The sequence below is a fragment of the Profundibacter sp. genome (assembly GCF_056498605.1).
In genome coordinates, this window is sequence record NZ_JBSMEZ010000157.1 from 1 (window position 1) to 15,151 (window position 15,151).

12 protein-coding genes and 1 pseudogene are annotated in these 15,151 nt (G+C 56.5%); 7 read left to right on the top strand and 6 right to left on the bottom strand.

What is annotated here, in order from left to right:
* Both ACWB12_RS15725 and ACWB12_RS15730 read left to right on the top strand, forming a co-directional pair.
* Nucleotides 1-125, top strand: a pseudogene (locus ACWB12_RS15725) (IS5/IS1182 family transposase); the annotation flags it as partial.
* Nucleotides 126-249: 124 nt separating this feature from the next.
* On the top strand, nucleotides 250-885 hold the full coding sequence (locus ACWB12_RS15730; protein WP_479531043.1) for a hypothetical protein: 636 nt from the start codon (nucleotides 250-252) through the stop codon (nucleotides 883-885).
* A 48-nt stretch (nucleotides 886-933) separates the two neighbouring features.
* On the opposite strand, the gene ACWB12_RS15735 is transcribed toward ACWB12_RS15730, so the two are convergent.
* Nucleotides 934-1,203, bottom strand: a complete 270-nt coding sequence (locus tag ACWB12_RS15735) for a DksA/TraR family C4-type zinc finger protein (RefSeq protein ID WP_479531044.1) — start codon at nucleotides 1,201-1,203, stop codon at nucleotides 934-936.
* Between the two features lie 123 nt (nucleotides 1,204-1,326).
* Between ACWB12_RS15735 and ACWB12_RS15740 the strand changes: the two genes are divergently transcribed.
* On the top strand, nucleotides 1,327-2,502 hold the full coding sequence (locus ACWB12_RS15740; RefSeq protein ID WP_479531045.1) for a dipeptidase: 1,176 nt from the start codon (nucleotides 1,327-1,329) through the stop codon (nucleotides 2,500-2,502).
* 65 nt (nucleotides 2,503-2,567) lie between these two features.
* Here the strand turns inward: ACWB12_RS15740 and ACWB12_RS15745 are convergent, their stop codons facing one another.
* The 5 genes from ACWB12_RS15745 to ACWB12_RS15765 are packed head-to-tail and all read right to left on the bottom strand — an operon-like array spanning nucleotide 2,568 to nucleotide 9,900.
* Nucleotides 2,568-5,006: a GcvT family protein gene (locus tag ACWB12_RS15745; protein WP_479531046.1), complete on the bottom strand. Its 2,439-nt coding sequence runs from the start codon at nucleotides 5,004-5,006 to the stop codon at nucleotides 2,568-2,570.
* Nucleotides 5,007-5,013: 7 nt separating this feature from the next.
* Nucleotides 5,014-5,895: a phosphotransferase gene (locus tag ACWB12_RS15750; RefSeq protein ID WP_479531047.1), complete on the bottom strand. Its 882-nt coding sequence runs from the start codon at nucleotides 5,893-5,895 to the stop codon at nucleotides 5,014-5,016.
* Between the two features lies 1 nt (nucleotide 5,896).
* The gene (locus ACWB12_RS15755) at nucleotides 5,897-7,882 is read right to left on the bottom strand and encodes an ABC transporter permease (protein ID WP_479531048.1); all 1,986 of its coding nucleotides are present in this window, start codon (nucleotides 7,880-7,882) and stop codon (nucleotides 5,897-5,899) included.
* A gap of 1 nt (nucleotide 7,883) precedes the next feature.
* Nucleotides 7,884-8,903 (bottom strand): quaternary amine ABC transporter ATP-binding protein, encoded by a 1,020-nt coding sequence (locus ACWB12_RS15760; protein WP_479531049.1) that lies wholly within the window; start codon nucleotides 8,901-8,903, stop codon nucleotides 7,884-7,886.
* A 58-nt stretch (nucleotides 8,904-8,961) separates the two neighbouring features.
* On the bottom strand, nucleotides 8,962-9,900 hold the full coding sequence (locus tag ACWB12_RS15765) for an ABC transporter substrate-binding protein (RefSeq protein ID WP_479531050.1): 939 nt from the start codon (nucleotides 9,898-9,900) through the stop codon (nucleotides 8,962-8,964).
* 189 nt (nucleotides 9,901-10,089) lie between these two features.
* Here ACWB12_RS15765 and ACWB12_RS15770 point away from each other — a divergent pair, with 189 nt between their 5' ends.
* The 4 genes from ACWB12_RS15770 to ACWB12_RS15785 are packed head-to-tail and all read left to right on the top strand — an operon-like array spanning nucleotide 10,090 to nucleotide 15,007.
* Entirely contained in the window at nucleotides 10,090-10,890 is an 801-nt protein-coding gene (locus ACWB12_RS15770) for a DeoR/GlpR family DNA-binding transcription regulator (protein ID WP_479531051.1), read from the top strand.
* A gap of 1 nt (nucleotide 10,891) precedes the next feature.
* Nucleotides 10,892-11,650 (top strand): inositol monophosphatase family protein, encoded by a 759-nt coding sequence (locus ACWB12_RS15775; RefSeq protein ID WP_479531052.1) that lies wholly within the window; start codon nucleotides 10,892-10,894, stop codon nucleotides 11,648-11,650.
* A gap of 3 nt (nucleotides 11,651-11,653) precedes the next feature.
* Nucleotides 11,654-14,071, top strand: a complete 2,418-nt coding sequence (locus ACWB12_RS15780; protein WP_479531053.1) for a GcvT family protein — start codon at nucleotides 11,654-11,656, stop codon at nucleotides 14,069-14,071.
* A gap of 12 nt (nucleotides 14,072-14,083) precedes the next feature.
* Complete coding sequence (locus ACWB12_RS15785; protein ID WP_479531054.1) at nucleotides 14,084-15,007, top strand: phosphotransferase; 924 nt, start codon at nucleotides 14,084-14,086, stop codon at nucleotides 15,005-15,007.
* Nucleotides 15,008-15,151 lie beyond the last annotated feature (144 nt).

Here is a 15,151-nt window from a genome sequence, read left to right on the forward strand (position 1 = left end):
ATCTCATTGAAAACTACTTCCAAAAGATAAAGGAATTCAAAAGGATAGCATTACGTGCATGTAAAACTGACGATAGTTTTAAGGCCATGATTTCAATCGTCGCAACCGTCATTCATTTGCGGTAAATGTCAACAGGCCCTAATTGCAAATGATATAATTTCCCAAAGCGATTCCAAGAATAAGGTACAAAGACGAATTAGCGCAACCGGCGATTTTGAACCCGCTCGATGGGGTAAATGGGGGTTGTCGATGCTGGGATCAAAGCGAACGCATAACTCGGTATCCGTACATATTCGAGAAGGCGTTGATGAGAAAGAGTTCTTTAGTGCTGGGGGAAGCCAAGCTTCTGATAGCAAAGACATTGATTTGAGTTTTGATGAGTCTTTTTATGTGGAAATGATACTATCACCAACTCGGTTTGATCATTTGATTGGCCAGCTATCCAACCCTCCGTTTGATCTAAGCCTTTATGTCCAATTTGGTGCGTTCTCGAGATTCTTGGCAACATGGTCTCCCTCAATCAGCGAAGGGCGTATTATCAAATACTTGGGCAATAATCGCGATGTTGAGAATGACGGTGATATCCCTGAAGACTTTTTTTGTAAGGCAGTAAGTGATGAAGAAGGGTTATTAGATGGTTCCTCCCCAATATCTCTGTCCATCACAAAATCATACGAGACTCTTCACAAAAAACCATTGGGCGATGATCACTGGCATGATGATGAAGGTGAATTTGGTGTAGATCGAAAAGTAGAAAAATCTAATGACAACACTGCTCAAGCAATATCAGAGTTAGGAGCCACCATCGCAAGCTCTGCATCAAAAATCAGACTTTGGTTGATCATTCTAGTCTTTGCGGTCTTTGTCGTTGGGCTGTTTCCATAACCAAGGCATGTATTTGCAATGACCTCAAAGTAACCTTTCTGCCCCCCCTCACCGCAACTGACTATCCTTACTCCCGCGCCGGTTAATCCCCGGCCTTGCCTTAAATCCGGCATCACGTTCCTGCATACAGTCGATACACAGCTTCACCCCGGGGATGGCCACGCGGCGGGCCTCGGGGATCTGTTCTTCGCATTCGGCGCAATGGGTCAGGCTTTCGCCCACCTGAGATTTGCGCGCCTTCATGCGAGCCAACTCGTCCGCTAATGAGGCTTCGATCTGTTCTTGCTCCGCGCCATCCCGCGCCCATCCACCGGCCATTTGACGAACCTCTTGCTTTTCGTATCCCTCCCGAGCCTAGCCCTCGACTGATCATAAAGAAAGGCTGGAAATTACGCTCTCTGCGCCGTAGTCTTTCAACGGAAAACCGTAGGAGATTGAATTTTGCGCACATTCGGAAAATGGCTGGGACGGCTGCTGATACTGGCGGTGATCATCATGGTCGGGGTATTTATCTTTGTCCCCGCTTATACCGAAAAGGGCCGCAATGCGGTGGCGGAGCATGACCCCTACCCCGTTTCGGAGGCAGCCCGTGCCCTGCATGACAGCCTGATCATTGGCGACTGGCATGCCGACAGCCTGCTGTGGAACCGCGATCTGAACAAGCGCGGCACCTATGGGCAGGTCGATATCCCGCGCTTGGCTGAGGGCAATGTGGCCATTCAGGTGTTCACCGCGGTAACCAAAAGCCCCAAGGGGCTAAATTACGAGCACAATGATGCGGATGCGTTTGACAACATCAAGCTGGTGGCGTTTTTGCAGCTATGGCCGATGCGCACATGGTTGAGCATTTACGAGCGGGCGATTTACCAGTCGGAAAAGCTGCACAGGTTAGAGGCGGCGGCACCAGATGCGTTGAAGATTATCCGCACGCGGAGTGATCTGGAAGACGTGTTGGCGCGGCGTGCTGCTGGCGAGAAGATCGTCGGCGGCCTGCTGGGGATCGAAGGGGCGCATCCGCTGGAAGGCCAGATCGAAAATCTGGACCGGCTGGAGCAGGTTGGATACCGTCTGATCGCGCTACAGCATTTCTTTGATAACGAGCTGGGCGGCACATTGCACAGTCGTGAAAACAATGGGTTGTCCGAATTTGGGCGGCAAGTGGTGGCCGAGGTGGCCAAGCGCGGCATGGTTCTGGACGTGGCCCATTCCAGCACAAAGGTGGTGGAAGCAGTGCTGGATATGGTGGATATGCCCATCGTTCTAAGCCACAGCGGGATCAAGTCGAATTGTGAAACCCGCCGCAATATCCCTGATGATCTGATGAAGCGAATTGCCGCCACAGGCGGCGTGATCGGTATGGGCTACTGGGGCGAAGTCACCTGTGATGACAGCCCTGACGGGGTGGCAAAATCGATCAAAGCGGCGATTACAGTGGTGGGCGAGGATGCGGTTTCACTGGGGTCGGATTTTGATGGATCGGTCGCCACCACGTTTGACACATCCGAACTGGCAGCGATCACCGACGCACTGTTGCGGGCGGGTGTGAGTGAGGCGCAAATTCGCAAGGTGATGGGCGAGAATATGTTGCGGGTTTTGCGGTCGCGGTTGAAGGACTAGCAGGCTGCGCCAAGAGATTCTATGCGCTCCGCTCGGGGATATTTATGGAACGGAAATGGGGTAGGTCAGGACTTGATCCGAACCATTTTCGCATCATACAACGGGGTCATGTGCGCGGTGCAGGGGATGCGTTTGGTGGCGACTTCGAGTTCATAGGTGGCGTCCATAATATAGTCGCGGGTGACGCCGTCTGGGTTGCGAAGATAGCCGTAACCGATTGATTTATTGACGGTATAGCCGAAGCCGCCCGAGGTTAGCCAGCCAACGCGTTCACCATTTCGATAGATGGTTTCACGGCCCAAAAGCACCACATCGGGCGCACAGGTGAAGCAGGCCATCATCTTATTCACCCCGCTGTCTTTTTGATCCTGCGCTGCTTCGCGCCCGATAAACGGCGTGTTTTTGCGCAGTTTCACCGCCCAGCCCAGACCGGATTCAAACGGGGTGTGGTCGGAGCCAATATCCGAGCCCCAAGCGCGGTAGCCTTTTTCCAAGCGCAGAGATTCAATCGCACGGTAGCCAGCATTAATCAGGCCGTGGTCGGCCCCCGCCTCCATCAGGGCGGTGTAAACCGTGGTGGCATACTCAATAGGCAGGTGTAACTCCCACCCCAGTTCGCCCACATATGTGACGCGCAGGGCCAACACGGGGCAGCCTGATATGCCGATGGTTTTGGTGGTGCCAAAGGGGAATCCAGCGTTTGACACATCGGCGCGGGTGGCTGTTTCAAGGATATCGCGGGCGCGTGGCCCCATCAGGGACAGCACAGCGTTAGAGGACGTGATGTCGAACAGCTGGCAGTTCATCCCCACCGGAATATTGCGTGAGATCCAGTCGAAATCATGGGTGGCAAAGCCTGTGCCGGTGACAATGTAAAATTCGTCATCCGCGACGCGCGCAATGGTCAAATCGCATTCGATACCGCCATTGGGGTTCAGCATTTGGGTGTAGGTCAGTGCGCCCACCGGCTTGTCGATATTGTTGGCGCAAATCCAGTTCAGGGCGGCCAGCGCATCCGGCCCCTTTAGCACGAATTTGGCGAAGGACGTTTGATCAAAAATCACCGCCGCCTCTCGCGCCGCTTTGTGTTCGCGCCCCACCGCGTCAAACCAGTTTTGCCGCCCGAAGCTGTAGACATCCTGCGGGGTTTCCCTGTCACTGGCAAACCAGTTTGGTCGCTCCCAGCCCAGCTTCTCGCCAAAACAGGCCCCCTGTCCTTTTAGCACCTCATACAGCGGCGATTTTCGGCAAGGACGCCCCGATGAATGTTCCTCAAACGGCCACGCCATTGTGTAGTGCTTGCCGTAAGCTTCATAGGTGCGGGTCCGCACCCAGTCGGTGTCAAAATGCGGGCGGCCAAAGCGGCGGATGTCGGCGGACCACAGATCAAACGGAGGCTCGCCCTTGGCGACCCATTCAGCCAGCGCCATGCCAGCACCACCGCCAGCCGCGATGCCAAAGGCGTTGAAACCGGCGCCGACAAAGAAATTACGCAGTTCTGGCGCTTCGCCGATGATGAAATTACCATCCGGCGTGAAACTTTCCGGCCCGTTGGTCAGGGTTTTGATACCAGCGGTTTCCAGCGCCGGAACGCGACCCAGCGCCAGTTCCATCAGGGGTTCAAAATGGTCAAAATTACTGTCGAGCAGGGTGTAATGGAACCCCTTCGGGATGCCGTTTACAGCCCAAGGGATCGGGTTGGCCTCATATCCGCCCATCACCAGCCCGCCGACTTCTTCCTTGTAATAGGTCAGCCGATCCGGGTCGCGCAGGGTCGGCAGGTTTTTGGGCATACCTGCAATCGCCTCGGTCACCATATACTGGTGCTCCATCGACACCAGCGGCACGTTGACGCCGAAACGGGCGGCGAAATCGCGGCTCCATTGGCCTGCGCATAGTGCCACTTGGCCGCATTCAATCCGGCCCTGATCGGTGATCACCGCCTTGATCTTGCCCGCCTCGATCTCGATATCAGTGACCTTGCAATCCTCGAATATTTGCGCCCCCGCCATTCGCGCGCCCTTGGCCAGCGCTTGGGTGATATCGGACGGGTTGGCCTGTCCGTCGGTCGGCATGAACGCCGCACCGACCAGATCGTCGATATTCATCAACGGCCACAGATCCTGCGCTTCCTTCGGGGTCAGCAGATCCATCTGCAAACCAAATGACCGCGCCGTGGTAGCTTGGCGCTTGACCTCGGTCCAGCGTTCCTGTGTGCAGGCCAGCCGCAAGCCGCCGTTCATCTTCCAACCGGTGCCAAGGCCGGTTTCCGCCTCAATCGTGTTATATAGATCGACGGAATAACCCAGCAACTGGGTGATGTTGGCGTTAGAGCGCAATTGCCCAACCAGCCCCGCCGCATGAAACGTGGTGCCGGATGTCAGTTTCTGGCGTTCCAACAACACGCATTCAACCCCCAGTTTTGCCAAATGATAGGCGGTCGAGCAGCCGATGATGCCGCCCCCTATGATGACAACACGCGAGGATTTGGGAAGGGTTTTCATAGCGCTCTCAGCTTTGCTTGTAAGTGTCATAGGCGCGCTGGAAACGGTCAAGGTTTTCAGCGGTGTAGGCGGCATAGTCAATGTCGAGGGTCGAGGTGATTTCGGATACCATGCTCCACATGCATTCGCGCAACAGGGACGCGCATTTCATCGCGTGATAGCGGTGCAGCAGGTCAGCAGCGATAGGGCCGTCGAAATACAGCTCCAGCATGTGGGTCTCTTGGGATTCAGACAGAGAATTGTTTGATGCCAACCCGCCCAGATCAAACAGCGGCGAATTGAAACCGGCATAGTCCCAGTCAATCAGCCAAAGGCGATTACCATCATCCAGAAAATTCGCCGCCATCAGGTCATTGTGACCGAACACGATGTCGAACGGGCCAGAGGCTGTTTCCAGTGCCTCGCAAATCTCAAGGTATTCGGGTAGTTTGGCACTGTAGGAACTACCACGATCAGACATGGTCGCGGCGTAGTCGCGGATCACATGGAACACCCAGAAAATCAGCGCGGGACCACGGAAATATTTGGGGATTTCGGTATGGCAGCGGCGTAATAACGGGATGATCCGCGCCATCATTTCGGGCACACCTATATCAGGCTCGTCCAGCGTTTTACTGGCGATATAATCAACCACGGTCAGGCCGTCTTCAACATGGACCACAGCGGGCGAAAGCCCCGCCGCGTGCGCTGCGCGGCTGGCCGCAAGTTCGTTAAACCGCAGCAACTGGTGTTCCGGTAAATCCTCGCCAAAGCGGGCAACATATGTGCCGCTGTTGTCGGTCACTGTGAAATTCAGATTGGTGCGCCCCCCGCCCAAGGGTTTGGTCACGACATCGCCTTCCCAAATCGGTAGCGTTTTGATGCGTTTCAAGGCCGTTTCATGGTCCATATCAGGTCTCCAATCCATATCTGATCCGCGCGTTTTTCGCGCTGGCTGATATGACCCTGTCGGCGATTATCGCTATGAAAGCAATGGCAAAACCAGCGACCAATCCACGCCCCGTGTCGGCCTTGGTCAGGGCGATGTAGACCTCTTGGCCCAGATCGCGGGTGCCAACCAGTGCGGTGATCACCAACATGGACAGCGCCAGCATGATGGTCTGGTTCAGGCCCAGCAGGATTTCGGGCATCGCCAGCGGCAGGCGGATACGGGTTAGCAACTGGCGTTTGGTGCAGCCTGAAACCACGCCGGCCTCGATCAATTCGGGGCTGACCGAGCGCACGCCGTGGGCCGCATAACGCACTGCAGGCACCACCGCATACAGCACAATCGCTACCATTGCAGTGAAATCACCGATGCGAAACAGCATCACCACCGGGATCAGGTAGACGAAACTGGGCAGGGTTTGTAGCGTGTCGATCAGCACGCCGATGATGCTGCCCGCGCGTGCGTTCACCGCTGCCAGTACGCCCAGCGGGATGCCGATCACGCTGGCGATCACCACGGATGATCCGCACAAATAAACCGTGATCATCGCCTTTTCCCACATGCCGGTCGACACGATGAACCCTGCCATCAACGCGTTCATCATCGCCAGCTTCCAGCCGCCGAATTTCCAGCCGATTGCCACCACCATCAGGATGGCCCACGGCCACGGGATACCAAGGAAAAAGCGTTTGGTGGGGAGTAGAAAATTTGACAGGAAGAAGATTTTTATCGCCTCGAAGGTGTCGTAATAATTTATGTTCAGATATTTCACACCGTTGTCCCAGAACGCGCCCGTGGTCAGGAATGCTGCCTCGGGGTAGGTCTGGAAGGCGGGGATAATCAGACCTAGGACGAAGGCGGCCAGTAAGATCACCAACACCGTGACGCTGCGCGGATGGCGGGCCAGCCATGTGTTGCCCTTGGGTGCGGTTGCGTTGCGGCTGGCGAATGCTTGGGACAAACGATCAATCGCGATGGCCAGAATGACGATGGCAATGCCCGCTTCGAACCCGCCGCCGATGTCCAGGCGACGCAAAGATGACAGCACATCAAACCCAAGTCCCCCTGCCCCGATCATGCTGGCGATAATCACCATGTTCAGCGACAACATGATCACCTGATTGACCCCGACCATCAGGCTGTGCTGTGCGGCAGGCACCAGAATGCGCCATGTCATCTGGCGGCGGGTGCAGCCGGACATCACGCCGAAATCCTTGATTTCAGGGTCGACCGCGTGCAGCGCCATTGTGGTGATCCGCACCATTGGCGGCATCGCGTAGATTACGGTGGCGACCAATGCCGACACAGGCCCAAAGCCGAACATGAACAGGATCGGCACCAGATAGGCGAAAATCGGGATGGTTTGCATCAGGTCCAGAATGGGTTTCAACACCCGATCGAATAACGCATGGCGGTAAGCGGCGATGCCCAGAAACAGCCCCCCCGCAACCCCGATTGGCACCGCGATCACCACCGAGGCTAGCGTGACCATCGCGCTTTCCCATTGGCCAAACACCGCCAGATAGAGGAAGGCCGCGCCAACGATAGCAGCCAGCAACCAGTCGCGTGCGTAATGGCCCAATGCGATGACGCCCGCCGTGACCGCGATCCAGCTAAAGGGTGGCAGGATTTGCGTCGCGCGTCGCCCGACCCCGTCCATGAACCCTTCGGCCAGCAGGGCGCGGGCCAGATTGTAGGGCTGCTCGATCACCCAGCTGATGCCGCGGGTGAATTCGGTGAAGGTGAACAGACCGAACGTGGCCTCCTCAACCAGCCATTTCATTACCGCCGATACGCTGTCCTTTAGCGGGATGACCCACGCGTCGGGGTAGTCCATGATCCAGCCGATATTCAGCGCCTCGGACCACCCCAGCCCGAACCGCGCCAGCACCCATGTGGCGGCAAACAGCCCAATCCAGATCAGCGATTGCGGTGCCAAGCGCCCCATATCAGGCCCCCTTGCCAACAAGCACATTGATCACTGTTTGCGCGTCAATCGCACCCACTGCCTGCCCGTCCGCGTCAATCACTTTCAGCGGTTTGCCAGCATCAACGACCTGCGCTGCAACCTCGGCAATTTTGGTGTTGGCGGGGATGCCATCGCCCGCACCCTTTGCGCCTGCCGCCATGACGCTGCCCACTGACAGCACCTTGTCGCGCGGGATGTGGCGGGTGAATTCCTGCACGTAATCCGTGGCGGGGTTCAGCACCAGTTCTTCGGGGGTGGCGACCTGAATAACCGCGCCGTCTTTCATAATGGCAATGCGGTCGGCCAACCTGATGGCTTCGTCAAAATCATGGGTGATAAACACAATGGTCTTTTTTAGCAGCCCTTGCAGGCGCAGGAATTCATCCTGCATTTCACGCCGGATCAATGGGTCCAGCGCCGAGAATGGTTCGTCCAGAAACCACAGTTCGGGTTCCACCGCCAAAGACCGCGCGATCCCGACCCGTTGCTGTTGCCCGCCGGACAATTCGCGCGGAAAATACCCCTCGCGCCCCTTCAGGCCGACCAGTTCGATCACCTCAAGTGCGCGGTCCTCGGCTTGCTGTTTGCTTTGGCCTTGAATGGTCAACGGAAAGGCCACGTTTTGCAGAACCGTCAGATGCGGCAACAGAGCAAAATGTTGAAACACCATGCCCATCTTGTGACGGCGGATTTCGATCAACTCGCGTTCGGACATTTTTAACATGTCCTGCCCGTCAAACAACAATTCGCCCGCTGTGGGTTCAATCAGGCCGGACAATAGGCGCACAAGAGTGGATTTGCCCGACCCCGACAGCCCCATAATGACGAATATCTCGCCCTCTTCGACCTCAAGATAAACATGCTGCACCGCCCCGATCAATCCGTGCTTGTCAAAGTCAAGATCATGCCAAGGGAAATCGGCAGCCTCGACGATAGCATCGACATTGTGGCCATAAATTTTCCACAGGTCTTTGCAGATTAGTTTTGCGGGTTTGGTCATTTTTTTGCGGCCTGTATTCAGGGTGTGGCGGGGCCAGATATCCGGCCCCGCGCATCTGTTATTGTGCAATCCAGCCCTGCCAGCGGGATTCATTGGCGTCCATCCATGCGTCAACCACGTCGTCGATGGATTTGCCGTCCAGATCAACCTCGCCAACCATTGCGCTCATTTCTTCGTTGGTCAGGGTGTAAGCCTGAACGATCTTATGCGCGCCGGGCCATTTGTCTTTCATGCCGGACCATGCGGCCTTCCAGATCGGGCCGCGGGGTTTGCCGCAATCGTAGGCCTTGTCGGGGTTCACACCGACGGACGGGTCCGAATAGCATTCGGCCGAATAGGGCGGGAATTCAACAAACTCGCCGTCAAATTTCGCCGGAGCCCAATGCGGTACGTAAACCCACAGAATGACGGGAGCCTCGCGCTGATAAGCGGATTCAAGTTCAGCAAACAGCGCCGCATCGGTGCCCGCATGGACAACCTCGAAATCAAGGCCAAGTGCCTCGACCCGTTCATCATCAAACCCGCCCCATGTGACAGGCCCGCCAACATAGCGCCCCTTTGGTGCGGTTTCGGCGGTGGAAAATTCCGATGCACAGGCTTGCAACGCTTTCCAGTCCGGCAGACCCGGGCAGCGCTCTTTCATATAGAGCGGATACCACCACTCCTCAATCGCTTGCAGGCCGGTTTCGCCAACGTTCTCAACGTTGCCGGTGCCCACAGCTTCGTCCAGCGCTTCTTGGCCCGTTGTGGCCCAGATTTCCATCGCCAGCGTTAAGTCACCGGTTTTCAGGCCGGCAAATTGCGCGATGTAATCGGCTTGGACATATTCGATGTTATATCCGGCCTCTTCCAGCACAGCGCCCATGATCTGGGTGTTGATCAATTGACCGGACCAGTCGTGCAATGTCAGTTTTAGTGGATCGGCAGATTCAACATCCGCCAATGATGCCGTGGTCGTAAAAACACCTACAGCGGCGCCCATCAGGACGCTTTTCATTATATGCCTCATCGGGCACCTCCCAGGATTTGTGACGGGATTCGCCCCGCCTTGGGCAAAGCGTGAGGGCAAAACCTGCATTCGTCAACAATTTTGGCAGTATTTTGTGGGTTTATTTGGTTTTTCGTTGGCTTTTGGGGTTTTGCGCCGTAGCTTGGCGAAAAACCACACCGATAGACAGGGATTGAAATGCAGGCAGATGCCCCTCGATCAAACCACCGCGAACAGGAAATTCTAAAGGAATTGCGCCTTGCGGGCGGGTCATGCCGTGTAGGGTATCTGGCGCAGCGGTTGGGAGTTTCCGATGAAACAGTTCGGCGCAATATCAAAGCGTTGCAGGCTAAATCACAGGTGCGCAAGGTGCATGGCGGCGTGTTGCTGGCCGAGGATTTAACCCTGACCGAACAGCCGTTTCAGGCGCGAATGGATAAAAACGCGACGGCCAAACGCCAACTGGCGGCCAAATTGGCCGAAATCATTGAAGACGGGGATTCGCTGTTTCTGGATATCGGGTCCACCACCGCCTATGCTGCGAGCGCGCTGCGCAACCATCGCAACCTGTATATCGTCACCAATTCGCTGACTGTGGCAGGCACGCTGGCCGCGCGAAACAACAACCGCGTGTTTTTTGCCGGTGGTGAATTGCGCGGTCATGACGGCGGCGCATTCGGGCAGGACGCACTTGCATTTATCCGCCGCTTTAACGTGCAATATGCAGTGTTTTCAGCGGGCGCGATCAATGGCGAGGTCGGATTTATGCTGCATGACATCCAGGAGGCGGATCTTCTGGCCGAAGCCGTCAAACGCGCCCAGACCCGCATTGTGCTGGCTGATAGTGCAAAATTCGGCATCCGCGCCCCCATTGCAATTGCTGACCCATCCAGTTTCGACATCCTGATCACGGAAAATTCCCCGCCCGCCGCAATCGTTGATATGCTGGCAGAGAACGAAATCTCGCTACTGATGGCGACCCCGAACAGAGAACACTAAGATGCAGCAATATTTGAAGACCATTCTTGCGATTACCGATCAGGCCGAAGATATCCCGAAGCAGTATTTCCGCCAAAAACTGGACATAGAACACAAGGGCGATGACAGCCCCGTCACCATCGCCGATCAGGCCTGCGAGCGGTTCATCCGTGACGGGTTGGCCAAACATTTCCCCGACCACGCCATTCTGGGCGAGGAATTCGGCGAGGTTACCAGCGACAGTGCCTATCAGTGGATCATTGACCCGATTGATGGCACCCGCAGCTTTATTTCGGGCATGCCGCTATACGGGATGCTGATTGCGCTGCTGGAACGGGGTGATCCCGTGCTGGGCGTGGTGCGGATGCCGGAGTTGGGCGAGGTATATACCGGCACCAGCAAAGGCGCGTTTATGAACGGGACACGGCTTGCGGTATCAGAGGTCACAGCGCTTGCCGATGCGTTCCTCTACATCAACGAGGGCAACAAGCTGGCCACCCTGATGCCAACCCTGTTTCGCACGCTATGTCTGTCGGGGCGTGAACGGCGGCTGGGGTATGATTGCTACCCCCATGCGCTGGTTGCGTCGGGGCAGATAGATGCCTGTGTGGATTACGATTTGCAGCCCTACGATTACTTGCCGCTTGTGCCGATCATCACGGCGGCAGGCGGGGTGGTTACCGATTGGGATGGCGCACCACTGACCTTGGAATCGGACGGGCGTGTGGTCAGTGCAGCCACCCCCGAACTGCACCACGAACTGTTGGAAATACTGGGATAATACATGGCGGACCACTCTGTTAAGCATCTGATCATTGGCGGCGGTATCATTGGCTGCTCCATCGCCTACCATCTGGCTAAATCCGGTGAAAAAGATGTAGTGCTGCTGGAAAAGGCCGCCCTGACCGAAGGGGCGACATGGCATGCGGCGGGATTGGTTGGGCAATTAAGGTCATCGCGTAACACCACGCGAATGCTGCAAAAATCTGTTGCAATGTATGACAGGTTGCAGGAAGAAACCGATCTGAATTGCGACTGGAAAAAGGTGGGCAGCCTGCGATTGGCAGCATCCAAGGACCGGATGCTCGAGGCCAAGCGACTGGCAACAATAGCGCGCAGTTTCGGGCTGGAGATGAACATCATCACGCCGGACGAGGCCAAGGCGCTGTTCCCCTATATCGACACCACGGGGCTGGAAGGTGCGGCCTTTATCCCGTCGGACGGCCATGTTGACCCCGCCGGATTATGCCAGTCCATTGCGGCCGGCGCGCGGCTGCACGGAGCCACGTTGAAACAGGGCGTGAAGGTGCTGGATTTCACCGTTTTAGGTGGTCGCGTGACCGAAGTGATCACCACCAACGGCACCTATGAGTGCGAAACCGTGACCATCGCCTCCGGCATGTGGAGCCGCGAGTTGGGCGCAAAACTGGGCCTGACAATCCCCGCTTGTGCGGTCGAGCACCAGTATATCGTGACCGAGCCAATCCCCGATTGCCCTGACAATCTGCCCACCCTGCGCGACCCTGACCGGCTGGTTTATTACAAACCCGACGCAGGCGGTCGGCTGGTGATCGGTGGGTATGAGGACGACACCGTGGCCTTTGGTGACCGTGGCATCCCTGGTGATTTCGTGCGCCAATTGCTGCCCGATAATCTGGACCGTTTCGCGCCCTTAGCCGAATGTGCCGCACAGGTAACGCCCATCGTAAACGAGGTCGGTATCCGCCAAGTGATCAACGGCCCGATCCCCTATTCGGCGGACGGTGATTTTGTCATGGGGCCGGTGCCCGATTTCAGCAACCTGATGCTGGCAACAGGGTTTCTATACGGCATCGCTGCGGGCGGCGGCGCTGGCGAAATGATTGCCGAGTGGTTGGTTGAGGGGCGACCATCACTGGACCTGTGGCCGTTGGATAACCGGCGTTTTGGGGCGCACCACGGCGCGCGAGCGTTTATGTATCCCCGCGCGGTCGAGCATTACGCGCACCACTATAAGATGCGCTACCCTGGGGCCGAGGCCGAGGCCGTGCGCCAATTGCGCCTGTCGCCGCTTTATCAACGGTTAAAGGACAAGGGGGCCGTTTATGGCTCCAAAAACGGTTGGGAGCGCCCGCTTTGGTTTGCACCTAATGGCGTGGAAGCCGTGGATCAGCTGGGTTTCTTGAACCCCAGCTGGAAGAAATACGCCGCAGACGAACACCGTGCGGTGCGTGAAGGCGTGACCCTGACGGACCAGAGCAGTTTCGCCAAGTTTGAACTGGTCGGCAGCGGCGCGTTTAACGCGATCCAGCACATGGCGGTATCGAATATGGATAAATCCGTGGGTGCCGTCATCTACACCCAGTTGTGTAACGAACGCGGCGGGATCGAGGCCGATCTGACCATTACGCGGCTGGCAGAAAACCATTTTTATATCGTCACCGGTGCCGGTTTCGGTGTGCATGACAGCGACTGGATCAGACGCAACCTGCCCGATGACGGCACCGCTACCCTGATCGAAGTCACATCCGCCCGCGCGGTGATTAACATCGCGGGACCAAAGGCGCGTGATGTGCTGGCAGCGGCATCCGAAAGCGACGTTTCCAACGCGACCTTCCCCTTTGCCACCTGCCGCGATATTCTGATTGGAGCGGCCCCTGTGCGGGCCATCCGGATTGGATATGTTGGCGAGCTGGGGTGGGAGTTTCACATCCCCACCGAATACGCGCTACATGTCTATGATCTGCTGTGTGAACATGGCGCTGCGCACGGCATCCGCGACATTGGCTATCGGGCAATTGACAGCCTGCGGATGGAAAAGGGGTATCTATACTGGAGCGCCGATATCACGCCGGATTACACACCCGTAGAGGCCGGTTTGGGCTTTCGGGTGCATCTGAAATCCAAGGGCGATTTTATCGGGCGCGAGGTGCTAGAGGCGCAGAAAACCGGCGGGGTGGCACAGCGGTTGTGCTGCTTTACTTCGGACGTGGAATTACCGCTGTTTGGAGGCGAGACAATTCTGCATGACGGCAAGGTGGTGTCGCTGAGCTCAAGCGCTGCATTCGGCGTCACGGTGGGCAAAACCATCCTCTATGGCTATTTGCCCGATGCACTGTGCGGGGAAACTACATTTGAGCTGGAAGTCTTTGGCGAACGCCATGCGATAACAAAGGTAAGCTTAGGGCTGTATAACACTGATAATTCACAATTAAAATCATGAGCGGGGACTGATATGCCGGACAATCAACATGCGGTTTACAATGCTTTGCAGAACCTGCCGCAGTTTGTGGGGGGGGCCTGTGACAGCTATAAGACCACGCGCCTTGGAGGATTAACAAACCTCGTTTATCGCATTGATAATAATATAGAAACCTTGATCGTGCGCATCCCTGGTGACGGCACCGATGACTACATCGACCGTGCTGTGGAATTGCACAATGCACAGGCCGCATATCAGGCGGGTGTGTCACCGGAAATCCTGTGGGCCGATTGGCAAAGCGGCATCATGATCAGCCACTGCGTTGACGCTGAAACCATGACGCCCGCGCAATTTGCCAACCGTGATGGCAGCCCCGCGCGGGCCGGTGTGGCGCTGGCTAAACTGCACAACTCAAAGCAGGAGTTCCAGTTCCGGTTCGAACTGTTCACCATGATCGACGACTATCTGAAAATACTTTCCGGCAAGGACACCACCCTGCCCGATGGCTACGCAGATATCGTCAAAGCCGCCCTTCCCGTCAAACAGGTTCTGGCCGACAATCCCGCTCCGCTTGCCCCCTGCCATTGCGACCCGTTGTGTGAAAACTTTCTGGATGATGGCGTTAAAATGTGGATCATCGACTGGGAATACTCCGGCATGAATGACCCGCTGTGGGATCTAGGCGATCTGTCGGTCGAGGCCGGCTTCACGGTTGCGCAGGATATGGACATGCTGCGGGCCTATTTCGGCACTGAACCGACCAAAGCCCAGATCGGCCGCATGGTGATCTACAAGGCGATGTGCGACCTGTTATGGACGCTGTGGGGGTTGATCCAGTACGCCGATGGCAACCCTGCCGAGGATTTCTGGGCCTATGCCACGGGGCGCTTTGAACGGTGCAAGCGGCTGATGCAAAGTGACGGGTTCGCGGCGCATCTGGCGGCTATTGACGGCTAGTTACTTGCCAACCGCAGATATTGGCGACGCATCGCCGGTCTCCAGAGCCGCCCTTAATCCCGCAACCGTCAATGGCTTTTCCAGACACACCACACGCGGCTCGGCTCCATCAGAATAGGGGTGTGTGCTGGGCATCCGGCCCGA

Coding starts and splice junctions, on each gene's coding strand:
- ACWB12_RS15730 (WP_479531043.1), top strand. CDS start 250: ATGCTGGGATCAAAGCGAACGCATAACTCGGTATCCGTACATATTCGA.
- ACWB12_RS15735 (WP_479531044.1), bottom strand. CDS start 1,203: ATGGCCGGTGGATGGGCGCGGGATGGCGCGGAGCAAGAACAGATCGAA.
- ACWB12_RS15745 (WP_479531046.1), bottom strand. CDS start 5,006: ATGAAAACCCTTCCCAAATCCTCGCGTGTTGTCATCATAGGGGGCGGC.
- ACWB12_RS15750 (WP_479531047.1), bottom strand. CDS start 5,895: ATGGACCATGAAACGGCCTTGAAACGCATCAAAACGCTACCGATTTGG.
- ACWB12_RS15755 (WP_479531048.1), bottom strand. CDS start 7,882: ATGGGGCGCTTGGCACCGCAATCGCTGATCTGGATTGGGCTGTTTGCC.
- ACWB12_RS15760 (WP_479531049.1), bottom strand. CDS start 8,903: ATGACCAAACCCGCAAAACTAATCTGCAAAGACCTGTGGAAAATTTAT.
- ACWB12_RS15765 (WP_479531050.1), bottom strand. CDS start 9,900: ATGAAAAGCGTCCTGATGGGCGCCGCTGTAGGTGTTTTTACGACCACG.
- ACWB12_RS15770 (WP_479531051.1), top strand. CDS start 10,090: ATGCAGGCAGATGCCCCTCGATCAAACCACCGCGAACAGGAAATTCTA.
- ACWB12_RS15775 (WP_479531052.1), top strand. CDS start 10,892: ATGCAGCAATATTTGAAGACCATTCTTGCGATTACCGATCAGGCCGAA.
- ACWB12_RS15780 (WP_479531053.1), top strand. CDS start 11,654: ATGGCGGACCACTCTGTTAAGCATCTGATCATTGGCGGCGGTATCATT.
- ACWB12_RS15785 (WP_479531054.1), top strand. CDS start 14,084: ATGCCGGACAATCAACATGCGGTTTACAATGCTTTGCAGAACCTGCCG.